17 protein-coding genes are annotated in these 18,918 nt (G+C 66.6%); 6 read left to right on the top strand and 11 right to left on the bottom strand.

Translation table 11 applies throughout. The annotated features are described in order from the left end of the window. The 7 genes from AC07WJ_RS04965 to AC07WJ_RS04935 form a co-directional block, all read right to left on the bottom strand. Positions 1-687: a zinc metallopeptidase gene (locus AC07WJ_RS04965; RefSeq protein ID WP_494933397.1), complete on the bottom strand. Its 687-nt coding sequence runs from the start codon at positions 685-687 to the stop codon at positions 1-3. 81 nt (positions 688-768) lie between these two features. After that, a complete protein-coding gene (locus AC07WJ_RS04960) occupies positions 769-1,614 on the bottom strand; it encodes an ABC transporter ATP-binding protein (RefSeq protein ID WP_494933396.1) in 846 nt (281 codons plus the stop codon). Positions 1,615-1,795: 181 nt separating this feature from the next. Then, positions 1,796-3,118, bottom strand: coding sequence for an ABC transporter substrate-binding protein (locus tag AC07WJ_RS04955; RefSeq protein ID WP_494933395.1), 1,323 nt, complete (start codon positions 3,116-3,118; stop codon positions 1,796-1,798). 86 nt (positions 3,119-3,204) lie between these two features. Further along, a complete protein-coding gene (locus AC07WJ_RS04950; protein ID WP_494933394.1) occupies positions 3,205-4,281 on the bottom strand; it encodes a branched-chain amino acid ABC transporter permease in 1,077 nt (358 codons plus the stop codon). 14 nt (positions 4,282-4,295) lie between these two features. Then, positions 4,296-5,240 carry a branched-chain amino acid ABC transporter permease gene (locus AC07WJ_RS04945; RefSeq protein ID WP_494933837.1) on the bottom strand — a complete coding sequence of 315 codons (945 nt, stop codon included), beginning with the start codon at positions 5,238-5,240 and terminating at the stop codon, positions 4,296-4,298. 184 nt (positions 5,241-5,424) lie between these two features. After that, positions 5,425-6,225, bottom strand: a complete 801-nt coding sequence (locus tag AC07WJ_RS04940; RefSeq protein WP_494933393.1) for an ABC transporter ATP-binding protein — start codon at positions 6,223-6,225, stop codon at positions 5,425-5,427. Further along, a complete protein-coding gene (locus tag AC07WJ_RS04935) occupies positions 6,222-8,216 on the bottom strand; it encodes an AMP-dependent synthetase/ligase (protein WP_494933392.1) in 1,995 nt (664 codons plus the stop codon). Before AC07WJ_RS04935 ends, AC07WJ_RS04940 begins: the two co-directional genes overlap by 4 nt. Before the next feature lie 299 nt (positions 8,217-8,515). Here AC07WJ_RS04935 and AC07WJ_RS04930 point away from each other — a divergent pair, with 299 nt between their 5' ends. The 3 genes from AC07WJ_RS04930 (at position 8,516) to AC07WJ_RS04920 (ending at position 10,567) form a co-directional block, all read left to right on the top strand. Next, complete coding sequence (locus AC07WJ_RS04930) at positions 8,516-9,382, top strand: AraC family ligand binding domain-containing protein (protein ID WP_494933391.1); 867 nt, start codon at positions 8,516-8,518, stop codon at positions 9,380-9,382. 76 nt (positions 9,383-9,458) lie between these two features. After that, on the top strand, positions 9,459-10,265 hold the full coding sequence (locus AC07WJ_RS04925; RefSeq protein ID WP_494933390.1) for an AzlC family ABC transporter permease: 807 nt from the start codon (positions 9,459-9,461) through the stop codon (positions 10,263-10,265). Further along, positions 10,262-10,567 (top strand): AzlD family protein, encoded by a 306-nt coding sequence (locus AC07WJ_RS04920; RefSeq protein WP_494933389.1) that lies wholly within the window; start codon positions 10,262-10,264, stop codon positions 10,565-10,567. Before AC07WJ_RS04925 ends, AC07WJ_RS04920 begins: the two co-directional genes overlap by 4 nt. Here the strand turns inward: AC07WJ_RS04920 and AC07WJ_RS04915 are convergent. Continuing rightward, positions 10,530-11,237, bottom strand: a complete 708-nt coding sequence (locus tag AC07WJ_RS04915) for a lipase family protein (protein WP_494933388.1) — start codon at positions 11,235-11,237, stop codon at positions 10,530-10,532. The genes AC07WJ_RS04920 and AC07WJ_RS04915 overlap by 38 nt on opposite strands. A 113-nt stretch (positions 11,238-11,350) precedes the next feature. After that, positions 11,351-12,337: a KpsF/GutQ family sugar-phosphate isomerase gene (locus AC07WJ_RS04910; RefSeq protein WP_494933387.1), complete on the bottom strand. Its 987-nt coding sequence runs from the start codon at positions 12,335-12,337 to the stop codon at positions 11,351-11,353. Between the two features lie 203 nt (positions 12,338-12,540). On the opposite strand from AC07WJ_RS04910, the gene AC07WJ_RS04905 reads away from it, so the two are divergent. The 3 genes from AC07WJ_RS04905 to AC07WJ_RS04895 all read left to right on the top strand — a co-directional run bounded on the left by AC07WJ_RS04905 (position 12,541) and on the right by AC07WJ_RS04895 (position 16,957). Continuing rightward, complete coding sequence (locus AC07WJ_RS04905; protein WP_494933386.1) at positions 12,541-14,433, top strand: outer membrane beta-barrel protein; 1,893 nt, start codon at positions 12,541-12,543, stop codon at positions 14,431-14,433. Positions 14,434-14,838: 405 nt separating this feature from the next. Next, positions 14,839-15,276: a TadE/TadG family type IV pilus assembly protein gene (locus AC07WJ_RS04900; protein WP_494933385.1), complete on the top strand. Its 438-nt coding sequence runs from the start codon at positions 14,839-14,841 to the stop codon at positions 15,274-15,276. A 13-nt stretch (positions 15,277-15,289) separates the two neighbouring features. Further along, on the top strand, positions 15,290-16,957 hold the full coding sequence (locus AC07WJ_RS04895) for a pilus assembly protein TadG-related protein (RefSeq protein WP_494933384.1): 1,668 nt from the start codon (positions 15,290-15,292) through the stop codon (positions 16,955-16,957). Between the two features lie 22 nt (positions 16,958-16,979). On the opposite strand, the gene AC07WJ_RS04890 is transcribed toward AC07WJ_RS04895, so the two are convergent. Continuing rightward, entirely contained in the window at positions 16,980-17,867 is an 888-nt protein-coding gene (locus AC07WJ_RS04890; protein ID WP_494933383.1) for a UTP--glucose-1-phosphate uridylyltransferase, read from the bottom strand. A 75-nt stretch (positions 17,868-17,942) separates the two neighbouring features. Continuing rightward, entirely contained in the window at positions 17,943-18,905 is a 963-nt protein-coding gene (locus tag AC07WJ_RS04885) for a hypothetical protein (RefSeq protein WP_494933382.1), read from the bottom strand. Positions 18,906-18,918 lie beyond the last annotated feature (13 nt).

Here is an 18,918-nt window from a genome sequence, read left to right as displayed (position 1 = left end):
TCAACGCAAGATCCGGAACAGCCGCGTGACGTCGAGCAGCGTCACCAGGGCCGAGGCGACATAGGTGAAGGCCGCCGCCCTGAGTACCGATTTCGCCGCCGGCAGGTCGCCCGCCGGCAGATAGCCGCCCTTGTCGAGGATCGGCAGAGCCTTGCCGAAGCTCGCATCGAACTCCACCGGCAGGGTCAGCACATGCATGGCCAGGCGCGAGCCGAGCAGGATCACGGCGACCACGATCTGCAGGATCACCAGCGGCAGCGAGTGGACGAAAGCCAGCACCAGCGGCGCCGTGGCGAACAGCACGGTGGCGCCGATCTCCAGCGCCCGCGCACCCTCGGCCATCTTGATCCGCGCCAGCAGCAGGCGGTCGCCGTCGCGATGCTGCAGGGCATGGCCGACCTCGTGCGCCGCGACCGCGACCGCGGTGACCGAGCGGCCGCCATGGATATCGGGGCTGAGCCTGACCGCCCCGTCGATCGGATCGTAGTGATCGCCCCCGTCGGTCAGCTCGACCTTGATGCGCGACAGGCCCGCGCGCTCGAGCAGGTGCTCGGCAAGCTCGCCACCGGTGCCGGGAAAGTCGGCCCTTTCGGCCGCGTACCGGCGCATCTCCGCCTTGACCCAGAATTGCGGCCCGAAGATCAGGAGGAGCAGTGCGGCGATACCGAGAAGAATGATGAAGGGCATGGTCGAAAGCGCCGTTGACCGCCCCGGCGGGACACGAATCCGCCGCGGGCCAGGACAGCGAACATGGCGGCTCGCGATCGGCTATGCCAGCCAGCGCTTGCGGCGCTTGTAGCTTTTCACGTCGCGGAAGCTCTTCTTGTTGCCCTCGGCGACCCCCAGGTAGAATTCCTTGACGTCTTCGTTCTCGCGCAGCGACTGCGCCGTGCCGTCCATCACCACCCGGCCGGTCTCCATGATGTAGCCATAGGTCGCGTAGCGCAGCGCCATGTTGGTGTTCTGCTCGGCCAGCAGGAAGGACACGCCTTCCTTGGCATTGATATCCTTCACGATCTCGAAGATCTGCTCGACGATCTGCGGCGCCAGCCCCATCGAGGGCTCGTCGAGCAGGATCATCTTGGGCCGCGACATCAAGGCCCGGCCAATGGCGCACATCTGCTGCTCGCCGCCCGAGGTGTAGCCGGCCATGGACGTGCGCCGCTGCTTCAGCCTGGGGAAATAATTGTAGATCTTCTCCAGGTCGGCACGGATCGCCGCCTTGCCGTCGCGCCGGGTGAAGGCGCCGGTCATCAGGTTCTCCTCGATGCTCAGATGGCCGAAGCAATGCCGCCCCTCCATCACCTGGATGCAGCCGCGGCGCACCAGGTCGTTGGGTGAGAGATGATCCACCTGCTCGCCCTCGAACACGATCGAGCCCTTGGTCACCTCGCCGCGCTCGGCATGCAGGAGATTGGAAATGGCCTTGAGCGTGGTGGTCTTGCCGGCGCCGTTGGCGCCCAGGATCGCCACGATGCCGCCGCGCTGGACGGTCAGCGACACGCCCTTCAGCACCAGGATCACATGGTCGTAGACGACCTCGATATTGCTGACCGCCAGGATCTCGTCCTGCCCGGTTTCGGCGGCGATGCCGGCGGTGGTCTCGACGATCATGAGGCGGTCCGTCAGTCACCCTCCATGAACGCAGGAGGGGCGCCGCAAAGCGCGGGTGGATGGGGCTCGCCCCGGTCGGACCGGCGCCTGCGCGCGCCGCCCCGATCGGGCGAATGGCGGCAAGGGCACGGGTCCGGATAAGGCGGGGCCGCGACGGATCGCGGCCCCGGGATCTGTCGTCTTACGAGCGCTGGTCGCAGGCCTCGGTGCGCTGCGGCCACCCCTGGTTGGAGGCGGCATAGGCCCGCGCGGCCTCTTCCAGCAGCGGCCGGATGCGGGCGCGGTCCGGCGTGATCCAATCGGTCGCGCGCGCCCATTTCGTGCCGTCCCACTGGACCAGGAAGGCGGCCTGGTGGCCGTTATGGTCCTGGCAGGACAGCTTGACCGGCGCGGCGAAGTCGGGCGCGCCGAGCTCGGTCCAGCGGGCCGCCGAGATATCGAGCGATTCCAGGCCGCGCCGCATGTCGTCGGCGGTAATGGCCTTGCGGCCGGACAGGCGCTGGGCGGTGCGCATCGCCTCGGCGATCAGGATGCCCTGATAGACGCCGCGATTGTAGAGGTTCTCGCCCACCTTCTCGCGCGGCGCCTGCGACTGGCCACGATCGACGACGTGCTTGAGGATGTCCTGGATGACGGGGAAATTGGTGCCCACCTGGTGCCAGGAGATCGACAGATAGCCCTTGCCATCGGCGCCGGAGGGACGCGCGTCGTCATCGCCGCCGGCCCACCAGATGCCAAGCAGCTTGTCACGCGGGAAGCCGGCGCGGCCGGCCTCGCGCACCGCGGTCGGGTTCATCGCGCCCCAGCCCTGCAGCAGCACCCAGTCTGTCCGGTCGCGGCGAATGCCGAGCCAGGTCGACGACTGGTTCTGCATTTCGTTCGGATTGATCGGATAGAGCTTCAGCGTGAAGCCATATTCCTTGGCCAGCGCCTCGAGCACCGGGATCGGCTCCTTGCCGAAGGGGGCGTCGAGATGAACGAGGCCGATGGTCTTGCCGCGCAGCTTTTCCAGGCCACCCTCGCGGCCGGCAATATACTGGATCCAGACCGAAGCGCCGTCCCAATAGGTCAACGGCGGATTGAACACCCAGGGGAAGGACCCGCCGACGGAGGCGGCGGACAGGCCATAGGCCATGGCGAAGATCGGCATCTTGTCGATATGGGCGCGCGGAATGGTGGCGAGGGTAGCACCCGTCGACCAGGGCGCATAGAGCACCGAGCCACGCGACTTCGCCTGTTCCCAGCACTCGACCGAGCGGCGGGTGTCGTATTGCGTCTCGCATTCCTCGAACACGATGCGGGCGCCGCCGATGCCGCCGTCGCGGGCGTTGAGCATCATCAGATAGTCGCGCGTGCCGTCGGCGATCGGAATGCCGGAGCCGGAGAACGGGCCGGTGCGATAGGTGTTGTTGACGAAGATGATCTGGTCCTGGGCGGCGGCCGGCAGCGAGGCGAAGGCCCCGATGCCGGCGGCGAGCGCCAGTACGGTTCGAGTGAGCTTCATGGCATATCCTCCCTTGAGCGACGCGCTCGGTCTTGATTGTTCTGCCGGCCGTTGATCGTCCGGTCGTGAAGGGTTGGGGCGGTGGTTCAATAGGGGAACGGCCAGACCCGGAGCTTCTGCTTGGTGATCTGCCACAACCGGGCAAGCCCGTGCGGCTCGACGATGAGAAGGTAGATGGTCAATGCGCCGATCACCATGACCACCAGCTTTTCCGCGATCGATCCGGTAATCGCGATGCCGATCGCCGGCAGGCCGAATTTCAGGATCGTCGGCAGCGCCACGATGAAGCCCGCGCCGAAGAACGAGCCGATGGTCGAGCCGAGCCCGCCGATGATGACCGCGAACAGGATGAGGAACGACAGGCGGATGGAAAACTCGGTGCCGGCTTCCGCGCCGCCGAGATAGATGAACACGAAGAGCGCGCCCGATACCCCGCAATAGAAAGACGAGACGGCAAAGGCGAGGAGCTTCGATTCCAACAGCTTGATGCCCATCAGCTGGGCCGCGATGTCCATGTCGCGCACCGCCATCCAGGAGCGGCCGACGCGCCCGTGCACCAGGTTCGAGGCGACCCAGGTGAGCAGCACGACAAAGGACAGGGCGACCAGGTATTTCACCTCGACGGCCGCCGTTGGACCGGTGATCGCGACCCCGAACAGGGTGCGCAGCGGCACCTCGATCGCACCCGACGGATTGTAGTTGAACAGCCAGGGAATGCGGACGAAGGACCATTGCAGGAAGAACTGCGCGGCCAGCGTCGCCACCGCCAGATAGAGCCCCTTGATCCGGAGACTCGGCAGGCCGAACACCACGCCGATCGCCGCCGAGAAAAAGCCCGAGCAGAGGATCCAGACGAGGATATTCACCTCGGGCAGCAGGGTCGTCAGCTTGTAGCAGGCATAGGCGCCGACCCCCATGAAACCGGCCGAGCCGAGCGAGATGAGCCCGGTATAGCCGGTCAGGATGTTGAGCCCGATCACCGCGGGCACCAGCGCCATGAACGGCAGCATGATCGTCGAGATGACGAAATTGCCGGTGAACAGCGGCACCGCATAGGCGAGCGCGACGATGGCGGCGACGCCCAGGCGATCCTGCATGAGCGGGAAGATCGCCATGTCGGCCTGGTAGCTGGTCTTGTATTGTCCGGCCTCGCGGTAGAACACGGCTCAGGCTCCCGTCAGATGCGCTCGATGATCTTGTCGCCGAACAGGCCCTGCGGCCTGAACATGAGGAAGATCAACGCGATGATATAGGCGAGCCAGGTCTCGATGCCGCCGCCCATCAGCGGCCCCCAGTAGAACTCGCCGAGCTTCTCGCCGATGCCGATGATCAGGCCGCCGACAATGGCGCCGGGCACCGAGGTGAAGCCGCCGAGAATGAGCACCGGCAGCGCCTTCAGAGCGATGATCTCCAGCGCGAAGGACACATCCGATCGCGCCCCCCACATGATGCCGGTGACCAGCGCCACGATGCCGGCGGTGAACCAGACGATGACCCAGATCTGGTTCAGCGAGATGCCGACCGAGAGCGCCGCCTTGTGGCTGTCGGCGACCGCCCGCAGCGCCCGCCCGATCCGGGTATATTGGAAGAACAGGGCGAGGATGACGATCATCGCGAGCGCGATCACCGCCGCCGCGACGTCGAGATGCTGGACGCTGATCCGTCCGCCCGGCACGTCGATGCTGGACGAGCCGGTCGGCAGCCCCAGCTCGCTGGTGATCATCACCTTCGGATTGCCGCCGAAGACATATTCGCCGAAGCCGGTGAGGAAATAGGACAGGCCGACGGTCGCCATCAGCATGATGATGTCGGGCTGGTTGACCAGAGGCCGCAGCACCACGCGTTCGACCGCGATCGACAGCACCAGCATGATGCCGACGGCGGCGAGCGTGGCGAGCAGGGCGGCGACATGGCCCGGCGGCAGGCCGAGCTTCTGGGTCAGGAATTCATAGACCCCGACCAGCGACAGCGCGGCGAACACCACCATGATGCCCTGGGCGAAGTTGAACACCCCCGAGGCCTTGAAGATCAGCACGAAACCGAGCGCGATCAGGGCATAGAGGACACCCGCAACGAAACCCTCCCAGACCGTCTGGATGAACAGGTCGGGCAGGCCCCACATGGTGACGAAGGGGTCGACCAGGATCTTGTAGGTCCAGTCGGCCGGGCCGATCAGCCCCTTCAGGGTCGCGAAGGTCAGGCCGCCGACCAGCACGACCAGCACGGCCGCGGCGGTCAACCAGCCGCGCTGGCCCTCGGACAGGGTCGGCTTCGGGGCGATGCTCACATCGGTCATCGGGCCCTCCTCAATGCGCCACGCCGAGATAGGCGTCGATCACCCGCTGGTCGGCCTTCACCACGTCCGGCGTGCCGTCGGCGATCTTGCGGCCATATTCGAGCACCACCACCCGGTCGGACAGGTCCATCACCACGCCCATGTCGTGCTCGATCAGCGCGATCGTCGTGCCGTACTGGTTCGACACGTCGAGGATGAAGCGGCACATGTCCTCCTTCTCCTCCAGATTCATGCCGGCCATCGGCTCGTCGAGCAGCAGCACGTCCGGCTGCATGGCCAGCGCCCGACCGAGCTCGACCCGCTTCTGCAGGCCGTAGGGGAGTTTGCCGACCGGCACCTTGCGGACATGCTGGATCTCCAGGAAATCGATGATCTCCTCGACGAATTTGCGATGCTCGATTTCCTCGCGCATGGCCGGCCCGTAGCGCCACAGCTGCCAGAAGAAGTTCGAGTTCATCTTCAGCGTGCGACCGGCCATGATGTTGTCGAGGGTCGACATGCCCTTGAACAGCGCGACGTTCTGGAAGGTGCGCGCGATGCCGCCTGAGGCCGCCTCATAGGGCCGCATCTTCGGCCGCGTCTGGCCCTTGAAGGTGATCCGGCCCTCGGTCGGGTAATAGAAGCCGTTGATGCAGTTGAGCATCGAGGTCTTGCCGGCGCCGTTCGGGCCGATGATCGCGCGGATCTCGCCCTTCTTGATGTCGAAGGACACGTCGGTCAGCGCCTTGACCCCGCCGAAGGCGAGCGAGACATGCTCGACCGCCAGGATCACTTCGCCGGCGGCGATGTCGGTTGGCGACGGCCCCCTCATTCCGCGGCCTCCTGGAACGATGTCGCGGCAGCCGCGTGGAGATCCATGTCGATGACGGCCAGGTCGCCTTCGATGATGCCCTTGCGGCCATCCTCGAAGGTCACTTCGGTCCGGATATGCGCCCGCTTCGATCCATCATAGAGGCCGGTCACCAGCGACTGGTAGCGATCGGCGATGAAGCTGCGCCTGACCTTCTGGGTGCGCGTCAGCTCGCCGTCATCGGCGTCGAGCTCCTTGTGCAGGATCAGGAAGCGCTTGATCTGCGCTCCCGCCATCAGGGGCTCTTCGGCGAGCGACCGGTTCACCTCGTCGACATGCCTGGCCAGCATCGCGATGACGTCGGGATGGCCCGCCAGCTCCTGATAGGAGGCGTAGTTGACGTTGTGTCGCTCGGCCCAGGAGCCGACCGCGGTCAGGTCGATGTTCAGGAAGGCGGTGACGAAGTCCTGGCCCTGGCCGAAGGCCACGGCCTCCTTGATGTTCGGATAGAATTTCAGCTTGTTCTCGATATATTTCGGCGCGAACAGCGCGCCGGACTTCAGTTTGCCGACATCCTTGGCGCGATCGATGATGCGCAGATGGCCGGTCTTGGGATCGAAGAAGCCGGCATCGCCGCTCTTCACCCAGCCGTCCGGCGTCTTGGTTTCGGCTGTCTTCTCGGGATCCTTGAAATAGCCCTGGAACACGCCGGGCGAGCGGAACAGCACCTCGCCGCTGGGGTCGATCTTGATCTCGACATCGATATTCGGCTTGCCGACCGTGTCGGCATAGATCTCGCCGTCCGGCTGGGCGGTGATATAGACGCTCGCCTCGGTCTGGCCGTAGAGCTGCTTCAGATTGATGCCGAGCGAACGGAAGAAGCGGAAGATCTCCGGGCCGATCGCCTCGCCCGCGGTATAGGCGACGCGAATGCTGCTCAGGCCGAACCGGTTCTTCAGGGGTTCGTAGACCAGGAACCGGCCGAGCGCATAGTTCAGCCGCGCGGCGATCGGCACGCTCTCGCCATTGAGGATCTTCTCGCCCCACTGCTTGGCCACGCCGAGATAGTAGTGGAACATCCGGCGCTTGAAAGCACTGGCATCCTCCATCCGCACCATCGTCTGGGTCAGCAGCGTCTCGTAGATGCGCGGCGGCGCGAAGGCATAGGACGTGCCGATCTCGCGCCGGTCGTCGGTGACGGTTTCGGCATTTTCGGGGCAATTGACGCAGAAGCCCGCGACATAGGACTGGGCATAGGAAAAGATATTGTCGCCGACCCAGGCGAGCGGCAGATAGGCGATCACCTCCTCGTTCTCGTCGAGCCGGTCGAACAGGTTGCCGTTGCGCGCGGAGACGATGAGATTGTCATTGCTCAGCATCACGCCCTTGGGCCGGCCGGTGGTGCCCGACGTGTAGAGCATGATGGCGAGATCGGAGCCCTTGGCTTCCGCGATCGAGGCGGCCAGCGCCGCTGCCTTGGCCGGGTCCCTGGCCACCGCGCGGCCGATCGCCTGGACCTGGTCGAACGAATGCATGCGGGAATGATCGTAGTCGCGCAGGCCGCGCTGCTCGTCATAGATGACGTGGCTGAGCTTGGTCAGCCGATCCGACACCGACAGGACCTTGTCGACCTGCTCCTGGTCTTCGACGATGGCGATGGTGGTCTCGGCATGCTCGAGCACATAGGCCATCTCTTCGGCCACCGAGTCCGAATAGACCGGCACCGGCACCCCGCCCCACGACTGGATCGCCGCCATCGACCAATAGAGCCGCGGCCGGTTGCGGCCGACGATCGCGACCTTGTCGCCCCGCGCCAGGCCGAGCTCGCGCAGGCCCAGCGCGAAATCATGCACCTCGCGGGCGACCTCGGCCCAGGACCAGCTGTGCCAGATGCCGAGATCCTTGTGGCGCATGGCCGGACGCGTCGCGAACCGCGTGGCGTTCAAGGCCAGAAGCTTCGGAAACGTATCGCTCGCGCCGGAAACGGCACGCGCGTCGGCGTGGTTTGCCACAGCCGGCGTCCTCCCTGGTTTCCTGGCGGCGCGGCGCGAGGCCACACCATCCATCCCTCTGACCGACCCGGTTTTCCGGGTTCGTGGCGACCGCTCGCACGACCGCGGGCCGTCTCGTCAGGACAGCCTGGGCGGATAGTTGAACGCGCGGTCGATGAAATCAAGGGGTCGAAAGGAGGAGGAGCGATGAGACGGAAGTCGTAGGCGGCGAACGGGCGCGACGCGGGCGGCCGTCACGGCGCGGCGATCCATGCCGATTTCGTTCAAGAACCGGGCCGCGGGCGTGGTAGACAATGCCCATGGACGGGCCGATTACCCAGGTCGAAGCGCTCGGCGCCCTGCCGCTTGGCGAGGGCGAGGCCGCGCGGTTCTTCGCCGCGAGCCGCTTCGGCGGCATCGATTGCCTGCGCGCGACCTTCGTCCACCATGCCTATGCGCCGCATACCCACGACACCTACGCGATCGGCAATATCGAGGCCGGCTGCGAGACCTGGAACGCCCGTGGCCGGCGGCATTTCGCCGGTCCCGGCGACCTCGTGTTCAACAATCCGCTCGACGTCCACGACGGCGCGCCGGCCTATGGCGGCTATTCCTATCGCATGACCTATCCCGGGATCGATTTCATCCGGCTCGTCGCCGGATCGATCGCCGGCCATGTCGTCAACGACACGCCGTTCTTCCGCGAGGCGGTGGTCCATGATCCCGAGGGCGCGCGGCTGTTCGCCGCCGCCCATGGCGCGCTCGAGCGGAACCAGGACGGGCTGGCCGGCGAGGAGCTGCTGCTGCGTGCTTATGGCCGCATGCTCGTGCTGCATGCCGAGCTGCGCGAAGGCCCCCTCGGGCGCGAGCCGGGACCGGTGGCACGCGTCCGCTCGCTGATCGAGGCACGCTATTGCGAGGACCTCAGGCTCGACGACCTCGCCGCCACCGCCGGCCTGTCGACCCATCACCTGATCCGCGCCTTCCGCCGCGAGATCGGACTGACGCCGCACGCCTATGTCATCGACGTCCGGGTCCGCCGCGCCCAGGACAGCCTGAAGAACGGCACAGCCCCTGCCGAAGCGGCGGCCGCCACCGGTTTTGCCGACCAGGCCCATCTGACCCGCGCCTTCAAGGCGCGGCTCGGCGTGACGCCCGGCGCCTACCGGCGCTCCGTCGCCGAATAGGCCCGGGCGAGCCGAAGGCCCACCCCATGCCGATTTCGTTCAAGAGCCCGAGACCACCGCGCGCCATGATGGCGCGATGACCGATCTGCCGGCCGAGCCGATGTCCAGACCCCTGTCCGAATTCCGCGATGCCATCGCGGATGTGTGGCCCGCCATGGTGGCCGCCGCCCCAATTGGCTTGCTCTACGGTGCGATCGCCACCACCAAGGGCCTGTCGCCGCTCGAAGTGGCGCTGTCTTCCGCGTTGGTCTTCGCCGGCGGCGCACAGCTCGCCGCGATAGAATTGTGGACCGTGCCGGTGCCGGTGGCCGCGCTGGTGCTTTCAACCCTGCTGATCAACGCCCGCTTCCTGCTGATGAGCGCCTCGCTGGCGCCCAAGGTGGCGCAACTGCCGCTGGTCGGCCGGCTGCTGGGCTTTCATGTCCTGGCCGACGAGAACTGGGCGCTGAGCGAACGGCGCGCCGCGCGCCGGCCGATCACCGCCGCCTATTTCTTCGGCATGGGCGCGGTGTTTTTCGTGAACTGGGTGCTCTGGTCCTATGCCGGAACCATCGTCGGACCGCTGCTCGGCGATCCCCGGCGGTTCGGCGCCGATTTTGCCTTCACCGCCATCTTCATCGGGCTGGTCGCCGGTTTCGTCACCGGTCCGCGGACCGGGCTGGTGGTGGTGACCAGCGCGGTCGCCGCGACCGGGGCCTACCTCGCCCTCGGATCCCCCTGGCACGTGCTGGCCGGTGCTGTCGCGGGAATGGCCGCCGCCGTGCTGGCTTATGGCGGGGACGGCGCATCCGAGCCCCCTGCCCCGAACGGCACGGCCTCAAGAGACGTGGCCTCAAGAGACATCGCCTCAAGAGACATGGCCCCGAAAGACATCACCTCATGAAGCTCGACCTGATGACCATGCTGGCCATCCTGGGCATGGCGGCGGTCACCTATGCCTGCCGCCTCGGCGGCCTGGTGATCGCCGATCGCATCACCTTTACCGGTCGCGCCAAGGCGGCGGTCGACGCCATTCCGGCGGCCGTGCTGACGGCGGTGATCGCGCCGACCCTGCTCGCCACCGGCTGGGCGGAAACCTGCGCCGGGGCCATCACCATCCTGGCGGCGATGCGGCTGCCGCTGATCGGCACCATCGCGACCGGCGTCGTCACCATCGTGGTCTTGCGGGCTGTGCTGGGTGGCTGAAGGCGCTGGCGCCCTGCCGGCGCGCCTGTCCCTCCGCCACCGCCTGATCGATCCAGGCGATGATGCCGTCATGCAGGCGGCGATCCTTGTCGATGTTCAGATGATTGAGCCCGCCGCGGTCGCGAAGGTCCTCGTTGACGAAGTCGCCGGTGAAACCCGGCCCACGGCGCAGCGGCACGGCCCAGCCATTGTTCGACTGGAACAGATTGACCAGCCGGCGGGTGCCACCCTGCACCTCCTGCCGCGACACCGGATCGAAAGTGACGACCAGGGCCAGCGGCGCCAGGCCTTCGCGCGCCACGCGATTGGCGATCCTGACCGCCGCATCCGCGCCGAGCGAATGGCCGATCACCACGATCTGCTCGCTGGGATCGGCGCGGCGGCGCTGGACGATTTCGGCCGCCACCGCTTCCCAGCTGGCCACCCCCATGGTGCGTGCGGCATAGCCTTTGCGGCGCAGTTTGCCGCCGAGACTGTCGATGCCCAGCGAAAACACGTCGAACAGGCCGCGAAACAGGTAGATCCGGGCGGCCGGAGCCGCGACGGCGGGCGGGTTCTGCTGAACGCGCCCCGCCATCTGGAGCGTCGGCGCGGCATCGGCGCGACCGGCGGCGCCGGCCACTGCAAGGCTCAAACACAGCGCCGGGATCACCAGCGGAAAAAATCTCATCTCAGTCCCGTCCGGCGCATCCGATCATCAAGGCCGGTCTATCTGAAGCCGCCGAACAGGGCGTGAATTGGGCGATCCTGGCGCGTTTGCATGGCTCGGGCCGCATCCGCGCCTCAGGCGACGCCGGCCCGCAAGAGATCGTGGACATGCAGAATGCCGACCGGCTTGCCGGCCTCCAGCGCGAACAGAGCGGTGATCTTGGTGCGGTTGAGCAGGTCCAGCACCTCGCTGGCGAACTGGTCCGGCCGCGCCGTCTTCGGCGCCTTGGTCATCACCTCCTCGACCGGCAGGGCCAGGAGATCGGCCTGCATGTGGCGGCGCAGATCGCCGTCGGTGACGATGCCGACGAGCCGGCCGCCGCGGTCGACCACGCCGCAGCAGCCGAAGCCCTTGGCGGTCATTTCCAGGATCACGTCGGTCATCGGCGCACCGAGCCCGGCGAGCGGCACGGCCTCGCCGGTATGCATGACGTCCTGGACCAGGGCCAGCACGGCACCGAGCTTGCCGCCGGGATGGAAGGTGCGGAAGTCGGCGGCGGTGAAGCCGCGCTCCTCGAGGAGCGCGATGGCCAGGGCGTCGCCAATGGCGAGCTGCATCAGCGTCGAGGTGGTCGGCGCAAGTCCGTTGGGACAGGCCTCTTCGGCGCGCGGCAGATCCAGGCACACGTCGGCTGCCTTGCCCAGCGCCGAATCGGCGACCGAAGTGATCGCCACCAGCCCGACGCCGAACCGACGGGAGAAGCCGACGAGGTCGCGCAGCTCCACGGTTTCGCCGGACCAGGACAAGGCCAGGATGACGTCATCCGGCGTCACCATGCCGAGATCGCCATGGCTCGCTTCCCCCGGATGGACGAAGAAGGCCGGCGTGCCGGTCGAGGCCAGGGTCGCGGCGATCTTGCGGCCGACATGGCCGGATTTGCCCATGCCGGTGACGATGACGCGGCCCTTGGCCTTCATCAAGAGCGATACGGCGGCGGTGAATGGCGCGCCGAGCCCGTTCGCCAGCGCGTCCTCGAGCGCGACGATGCCCGCCGCTTCCACCGACAGCGTACGCAGCGCCGAGGTGAGAATGGTGTTGGTGGCCGGGATGGAGGATGTCATGAAGCCTGTCCGCTGACGAAGGCTGGTCGCTCTACCACGGCTGCGTCCCGAGCGCACCCCGCCCGGCTCGGGCGGTTCGTTGCGTGAACAGGCACCCGCGCATCAACCCGACGTTAACCACGGCTCTTTACCTCTTGTTGAGGAAATTCGTGCCGGAAGGGTCATCTTTGGGTCGCGCCGCCCGCCACCTTGCAACCGTGAGCATGATCGCACTCGTCCTGGCAGGGGCGGGCGCGGCCGTGCACGGCCAGGCTTTGCGCGGTTCGACCCCGTCCCCGGGCGCCGCGCCGCTGGTCGACGACCCCGGGCAGAACGAGGGCTGGCGCGGACTGGCACCGATCGAATCGGACAGGGACGCGACGGCGCGCGGCGGTGCGTCCAGCGATGCCGACGCCGCCGGCCTGCGCACGGAAATGGCCCCGGCGCCGGGCGCCGAACGGACCGACGCCGCGCGCCGCGACCGGCAACGCACGCAGAACCGCCGCGCGCCCTGGATCGACCCGACCCCGCCCCGGCCCGGAACGCCGCCAGCAGCGGGCCTTGCCGCGCCCGCCCCGGTGCCCGCGGCGACGCCGTCCCGCCCGATGACATCCCGGCCGGCGCTGGTCGCCAACCGCCGGACCGGCCGGATGCCGCGACGCCCGGCGCCGCCGGATCCGGCCGCGACGCGGCAAGCCGCAGGGCTGCCGACGCCGGCGCGCCGTCCGCCGCAGACATCCGTGATCAATCTGTCGCGCGAGGATCGCCGGGCGCTGGGCCCGGGTGGCCGCGGCGTCGCCACGCCGGTCCAGCCGCTTCGCCCGGTCGACGTGCCCCTGGTCACCGACCGCACCCAGGCAACCACCGGCCGCGCCTTGCCCAACGCCAATCCGCTCGGCCGCAATGCGGTGATCGATCCGGTGACCGGCGAGGTGATCTCGTTTGCCCGCACCCCGGCTGTCGAGGCCGATCCCTTCGCGCCGGTTGGCCTGAGGCTCGGCAGCTTCGTCGTGACGCCCACCGCCGACCTGACGCTCGGTTACGATTCCAACCCGCGCCGCCTGCATGACGGCGCCCAAGGCTCCCTGTTCACCCAATCCTATGGCGAGGTCCAGGCGCGCTCGGACTGGTCGCGCCACGAACTGACGGCACGCCTGCGCGGCACCTATTCGGCCTATTTCTCGGATCCGGACGTCAACCGCCCGGAGGTCAACGCCGTCGTCACCGGCCGTGTCGACCTGGCGCGGACGACGCGCATCGACACCGAGGCGCGCTACAACCTGACCGCCCAGTCACCGGGATCGTCGAACCTGCCGTCGGACCCGGGCTCGTCGCTGAAGAGCCTGCCTTTGGTGCGCCAATATGGCGGCACGGCGGCCCTGGTGCAGGATGTCGGCCGGCTGCAATTGACCCTGCGCGGCGCGGTCGACCGCTATACTTATGACGATGCCGTCACCAATAACGGCACGATCATTCCGCAGGGCAACCGCAATTACAACGCCTACGGCCTGAGGCTGCGTGCCTCCTACGAGCTGACGCCGGGCCTGCGTCCCTTCGTCGAGGTCGGCGTCGAGCGCCACGGCTTCGACACGCTGGTTTCACCGAGCGGCCTTCTCCAGGGCTCGACATCCACAAGCTACCGGGTCGGCTCGACCTTCGAGCTCAGCCGCCTGATCACCGGCGAGGTCGCGGTCGGCTATCTCGTCCGCGACAATCTCGACCCGACGCTGGTCGACATTCGCGTGCCGACCTTCGATGCCGCGCTGATCTGGACGGCCACGGCGCTCACCACCGTGCGTTTCGGCGCCAAATCGGTCATCGACGAGACCTTCACCACCGGCGCGGCCGGCATTCAGCGGCGCGATTTCTCGGTCGAACTCGAGCATTCCTTCAGGCGCTGGCTGATCGGCACGGCGCGGCTCGCCTATGGCCAGGACGTCTATGTCGGCGATCCCCGGGTCGACCAGCGGCTGATCGCCTCCGTCAACCTGATCTACCGCGCCTCGCGCAACCTGCAGATCCGCGGCGAAGCACGGCGCGAGATGCTGATGTCGAACCAGCCCGGGCAAAGTTACTCGGCCAACATCTTCCTTCTCGGCCTCAGGCTGCAGCGCTGATCGCCACGCCGTCGCCTCGGAACGCGAGACCACCCCCTCAAGCGTCCGCTCGATCCCGGGAAGTCATCGCCTCGGCCAGCGCTGCATTTTCGCTCCCGATGTCTTTCCATGGCCAGCTTGCATTTAGCTGACAGCTCGATCATTTCCTTACGTAAGCTTCCCGCAAATTCAACGCCACCAAATAAGTCCTGTATCCATTTTTTTGATCAAGGATTGGAAACGTTCGGACCGCGAGAACCAAGTTTGCCAAACCTTTCAAAAGCCAGAACGAACTGTCTTCGTTCGACGGATACCACAGATCGATGGAGCTAAACCGAATTAAACGACAAACCATTACGTTACGTAATATATGTTTAGAGAACATGATTCAGAAATTATTTAATTGTCTCAAGCAATGTTCTCGGCATGAGCAAGATCTGGAAATTGTTGCGGCCTTTCGCCCGACGCCAGGACGGCGCATCGGCGGTCGAATTCGCGATCATCGTACCGGTGTTCCTGATGATCCTGTTCGGCATCATCACGTTCGCCGGCTACCTCAGCGTCGTGCAGAGCGTGCAACAGCTCGCGGCCGAGGCCGCCAGGGCATCGGTCGCCGGCCTGAGCGACACCGAACGGGCCACGCTGGCCTCGAACACCATTCAAACGCAGTCGGGCAATTACCCCTTCATCCAGCCGAGCCGCCTGGTTCTGGTCGCCGCCGCGACGGATCCGACGACCAGCACCTTCACGGTACAGCTGAGCTACGACGCCAGTCAGAGCTTCATCTACAGCCTTCCCAATCTTGTCCCGATGCCGTCGCCGCTGATCGTCCGGTCGGCCGCCATTCAACGCGGTGGCTACTGAGAGGAGCCAAGCATTGTTCCCGGCACTGCGTTCCTTCTTTCGCGAAACCAAGGGCTCCGTGGCGATCATCGCCGGCCTGATGACCACCGTGGTCATCGGCATGAGCGCCCTCAGCGTCGATCTCGGCAAGATCTATGTCGACAAACGCAAGGCGCAGAGCGTGGCGGACCTGTCGGCGCTGGCGGCGGCGAGCGACCTGACCCGCGCCTCCCGGGCGGCCAATGCCACCGTCCAGCGTAACGCCATCACCGTCGACAGTCCCATCACCGTCGAACTCGGCACCTACACGCCCAATCCCGCCACCCAGATCAACAACCGTTTCCAGCTGGCCGGCACCACTCCCAACGCCGCACGGGTGACGATCAACTCGCGAACCAACCTGGTGTTCGGCAGGGTCATCACCGGCCAGGACTATTTCGTGATCCGGTCGACCGCGACCGCCGCGACATCGTCCTTCGCCTCCTTCGCCATCGGCTCGCGGCTGGTATCGCTCAATGGCGGGCTGCTGAACCAGTTGCTCGGATCGCTGCTCGGCACGAACATTACCCTGTCGGTGATGGATTATCAGTCCCTTGTCGACGCCCGCATCGACCTGTTCAAGTTCATGAACCAGCTCGCCACCACGGCCCAGCTGACCGCGGGCACCTATTCGCAGCTGCTGAGCTCTAACCTCAAGGTCGTCGACGTCGTCAATGCCCTGGTCGCCTCCACGCTCAATTCGCAAGGCGGCGCGACCAATGCCAGCCGCGCGCTTTCCAGCATCTCGCAGTCGCTGAACGCCTCGACCAGCAGGATGGCGCTGAGTTCGCTGATCGATGCCGGGCCCTACCAGACCTTGCCGATCGGCCAGGGCTCCAATCTCGGCATCAATGTCGCCGCCTTCGACCTGCTGAACGCGACGGCCCAGATCGCCAATGGCAACCGGCAGGTGCAGCTGGCCCTGGGCCTCAATGTGCCGGGCATCGCCACGGCGTCGCTGACGCTCGGCATCGGCGAGCGGCCGGTGGGCACGAGCTGGATGACGGTGGGCAATGTCGGCGCCACCGTCCACACCGCGCAAACCCGGCTGCTGCTCAACCTGCAACTGCTCGGCTCGGGTTCGATCGCCTCGGTCAACCTGCCGCTCTATGTCGAGGTCGCGGCCGCGACCGCGCGCCTCAACGCCATCAACTGCACATTCCCCGACGCCAGCGGCTCGACCATGACGCTCGGCGTGACGCCCGCCGTCATCGACGCCTGGATCGGCAGCGTCTCGATGGCCAATTTCAACAATTACAGCGCGCCGGTCGCCCCGATGGCGGTCGCGCTGGTCGACACGCCCGTGCTGTCGGTGCTCGGACGCGCCCATGTCCAGGTCACCAACATGACGGCGACGCCGGTCACCTTCAACATGACCGAGATCAACAACCAGACCAAGAAAACCGTCGGCACGACGAATTTCACCCAGTCGCTGCTGAGCGGTCTGGTCAATACCCTGCAGCTCGACATCTCCGTGCTGGGCCTGCTCAACCTGGGCCTCGGCGGCGCGGTCGGGCCGCTGGTCAGCGGCATCATCTCGGGCGCGACGCCGTCGATCGACCAGCTCCTGTCCGGTATTCTCCAGTCGCTCGGCATCGGCCTTGGCCAGGCCGATGTCTGGGGTATCGGATTGCGCTGCGACGGCGCCGTCCTGGTCCAATGACCGCCGGAGCGGGGCGCGCCGCTCAGCCGGCGGCGAGCCGGCCGAGCTCCGCCCTGAACGGCCCGCTCAAATCGTCGCGGCGCAGCGCATAGGCGACATTGGCGGTCAGGAAGCCGAGCTTCGTTCCGGTATCGTGGATCTCGCCGTCGAAGGTAAAGCCGAAGAACGGCTGCTTCTGCTGCAGCTTCAGCATGCCGTCGGTGAGCTGGATTTCACCGCCCGCGCCGCGCTCCTGGGTCTCCAGGATCCTGAAGATCTCCGGTTGCAGGATATAGCGGCCGGAAATCGCGACATTCGAGGGCGCCGTGCCCTTGGCCGGCTTCTCGACCATCTGGGCGATCTCATAGGCGCCACCGGCGGCCGGCTTGCCCTTGCCGATAATGCCATATTGATGGGTCTCGCTGTCGGGCACTTCGTAGCCCGCGACATAATTGCCGCCGGTCGCCTCATAGGCGTTCAGCATCGCGGCGATACAGCCTTTGCCGCCGCGCCTGGCGAGATGCAGCATGTCCGGCAGCAAGAGCGCGAAGGGCTCGTCGCCGATGATGTCGCGCGCGCACCACACCGCATGGCCGAGCCCGAGCGGTTCCTGCTGGCGGGTGAACGAGGTGGCGCCAGCCGCCGGCAGGTCGCGCCGGAGTTCTTCCAGGACAGCGGTCTTGGCGCGTGCCTCGAGCGTCGCGTCCAGCTCGAAGGCCTTGTCGAAATGATCCTCGATCACCTGCTTGTTGCGGCCGGTGACGAAAACGAAATGCTCGATGCCGGCCTCGCGCGCTTCGTCCACCACATGCTGGATCACCGGACGGTCGACGACGGTCAGCATTTCCTTGGGGATCGCCTTGGTGGCGGGCAGGAAACGCGTGCCGAGGCCAGCGACGGGGAAAACGGCCTTGCGAATGCGACGAACCATGGATCAAGAACCTCGTCTGATTGGTGCGGTGCCTCGAGACATAATGCGCAATTTCTGAACGGCGTGTGACCAGCCTTATCTTTGGATCTGGGCCGCGCCCGGCGCGGGCGGCTCCGCCCGGAAGGCGTTGAACACCATGTCGGGCGCCGAGGTATTGTGCCTCGACGGCACCAGCCGCCCGGCCCACAGATCCGTCGCATTGCCGCGGCGGAACGGCAGGATCGCCTCTTCGCGCCAGCCTGCGGCATCCTTTTCGCGCAGCGCCACCCGCGCCACGTCGGCGTTGAACTCGGTGACATACATGGAACGCAGCGCCGCGAAAGGCCCGCCGGCGATCGGCCGCGCGAAGGCCACGTCCAGGCCGATCAGTTCCTGGTTCAGCGTGGCGAGGCGCACGGTCGCCGAATTGCCGTCCGGATAGGCCAGGGTGAAGGTCTTGGTCGCCGGGTCGAAGGCGATTTCCTTGATCTTGACGATCGGCCGCTCCTCGACCACCACGGGCCCGATCAGGAAGGACGAGCCATAGGCGGTCCAGCGCAGATTGGCCGGGGGCAAAGGTCGGGCGCGCCAATAGCCGTCGGTCGGATAGACCACCAGCACCTCCTCGGCGCGGTCCTGGAAGCGATACCAGATCTGGATCAGGTGAATGTTGCGCTCGGTGCGGTCGCCGACCCGGACCACCGTGTCGGACGGCCGCCAGAAGCCCTTCTCGCGATAGCCGATGACCTGCCACTCCACCGTCTCGTAGAGCGTGATGCGATCCGGCATCGGCTGGGCGAGCGCGGCCTCCTTCATCGGGCAAGCGGTCCAGTCGGCGGCGAAGCGGTCGACGCTGAGCGCGCCGATATAGGCCGGATGCGCCGCCTCGATGCGGAACGAGCGCACCGCCGGATTGGCCAGGTTGAGCGTGACATTGTCCTTCTCGGCGCAGAGCACCGGCTCGGATCCGTTGGTGACGTCGACGGCCAGGCCGTCGAGCGTAGCCGCCCGTGCGGTCGTGGCGAGGAACAGGGCGGCAAGGACGGCGGCGAGCTTCATGCGTTCACTCCCA

This window comes from Phreatobacter sp. GW821-FHT04C01, from assembly GCF_059420385.1.
The sequence above is the reverse complement of the archived record's forward strand: the minus strand, read 5'-3'. Positions and strand labels throughout refer to the sequence as shown.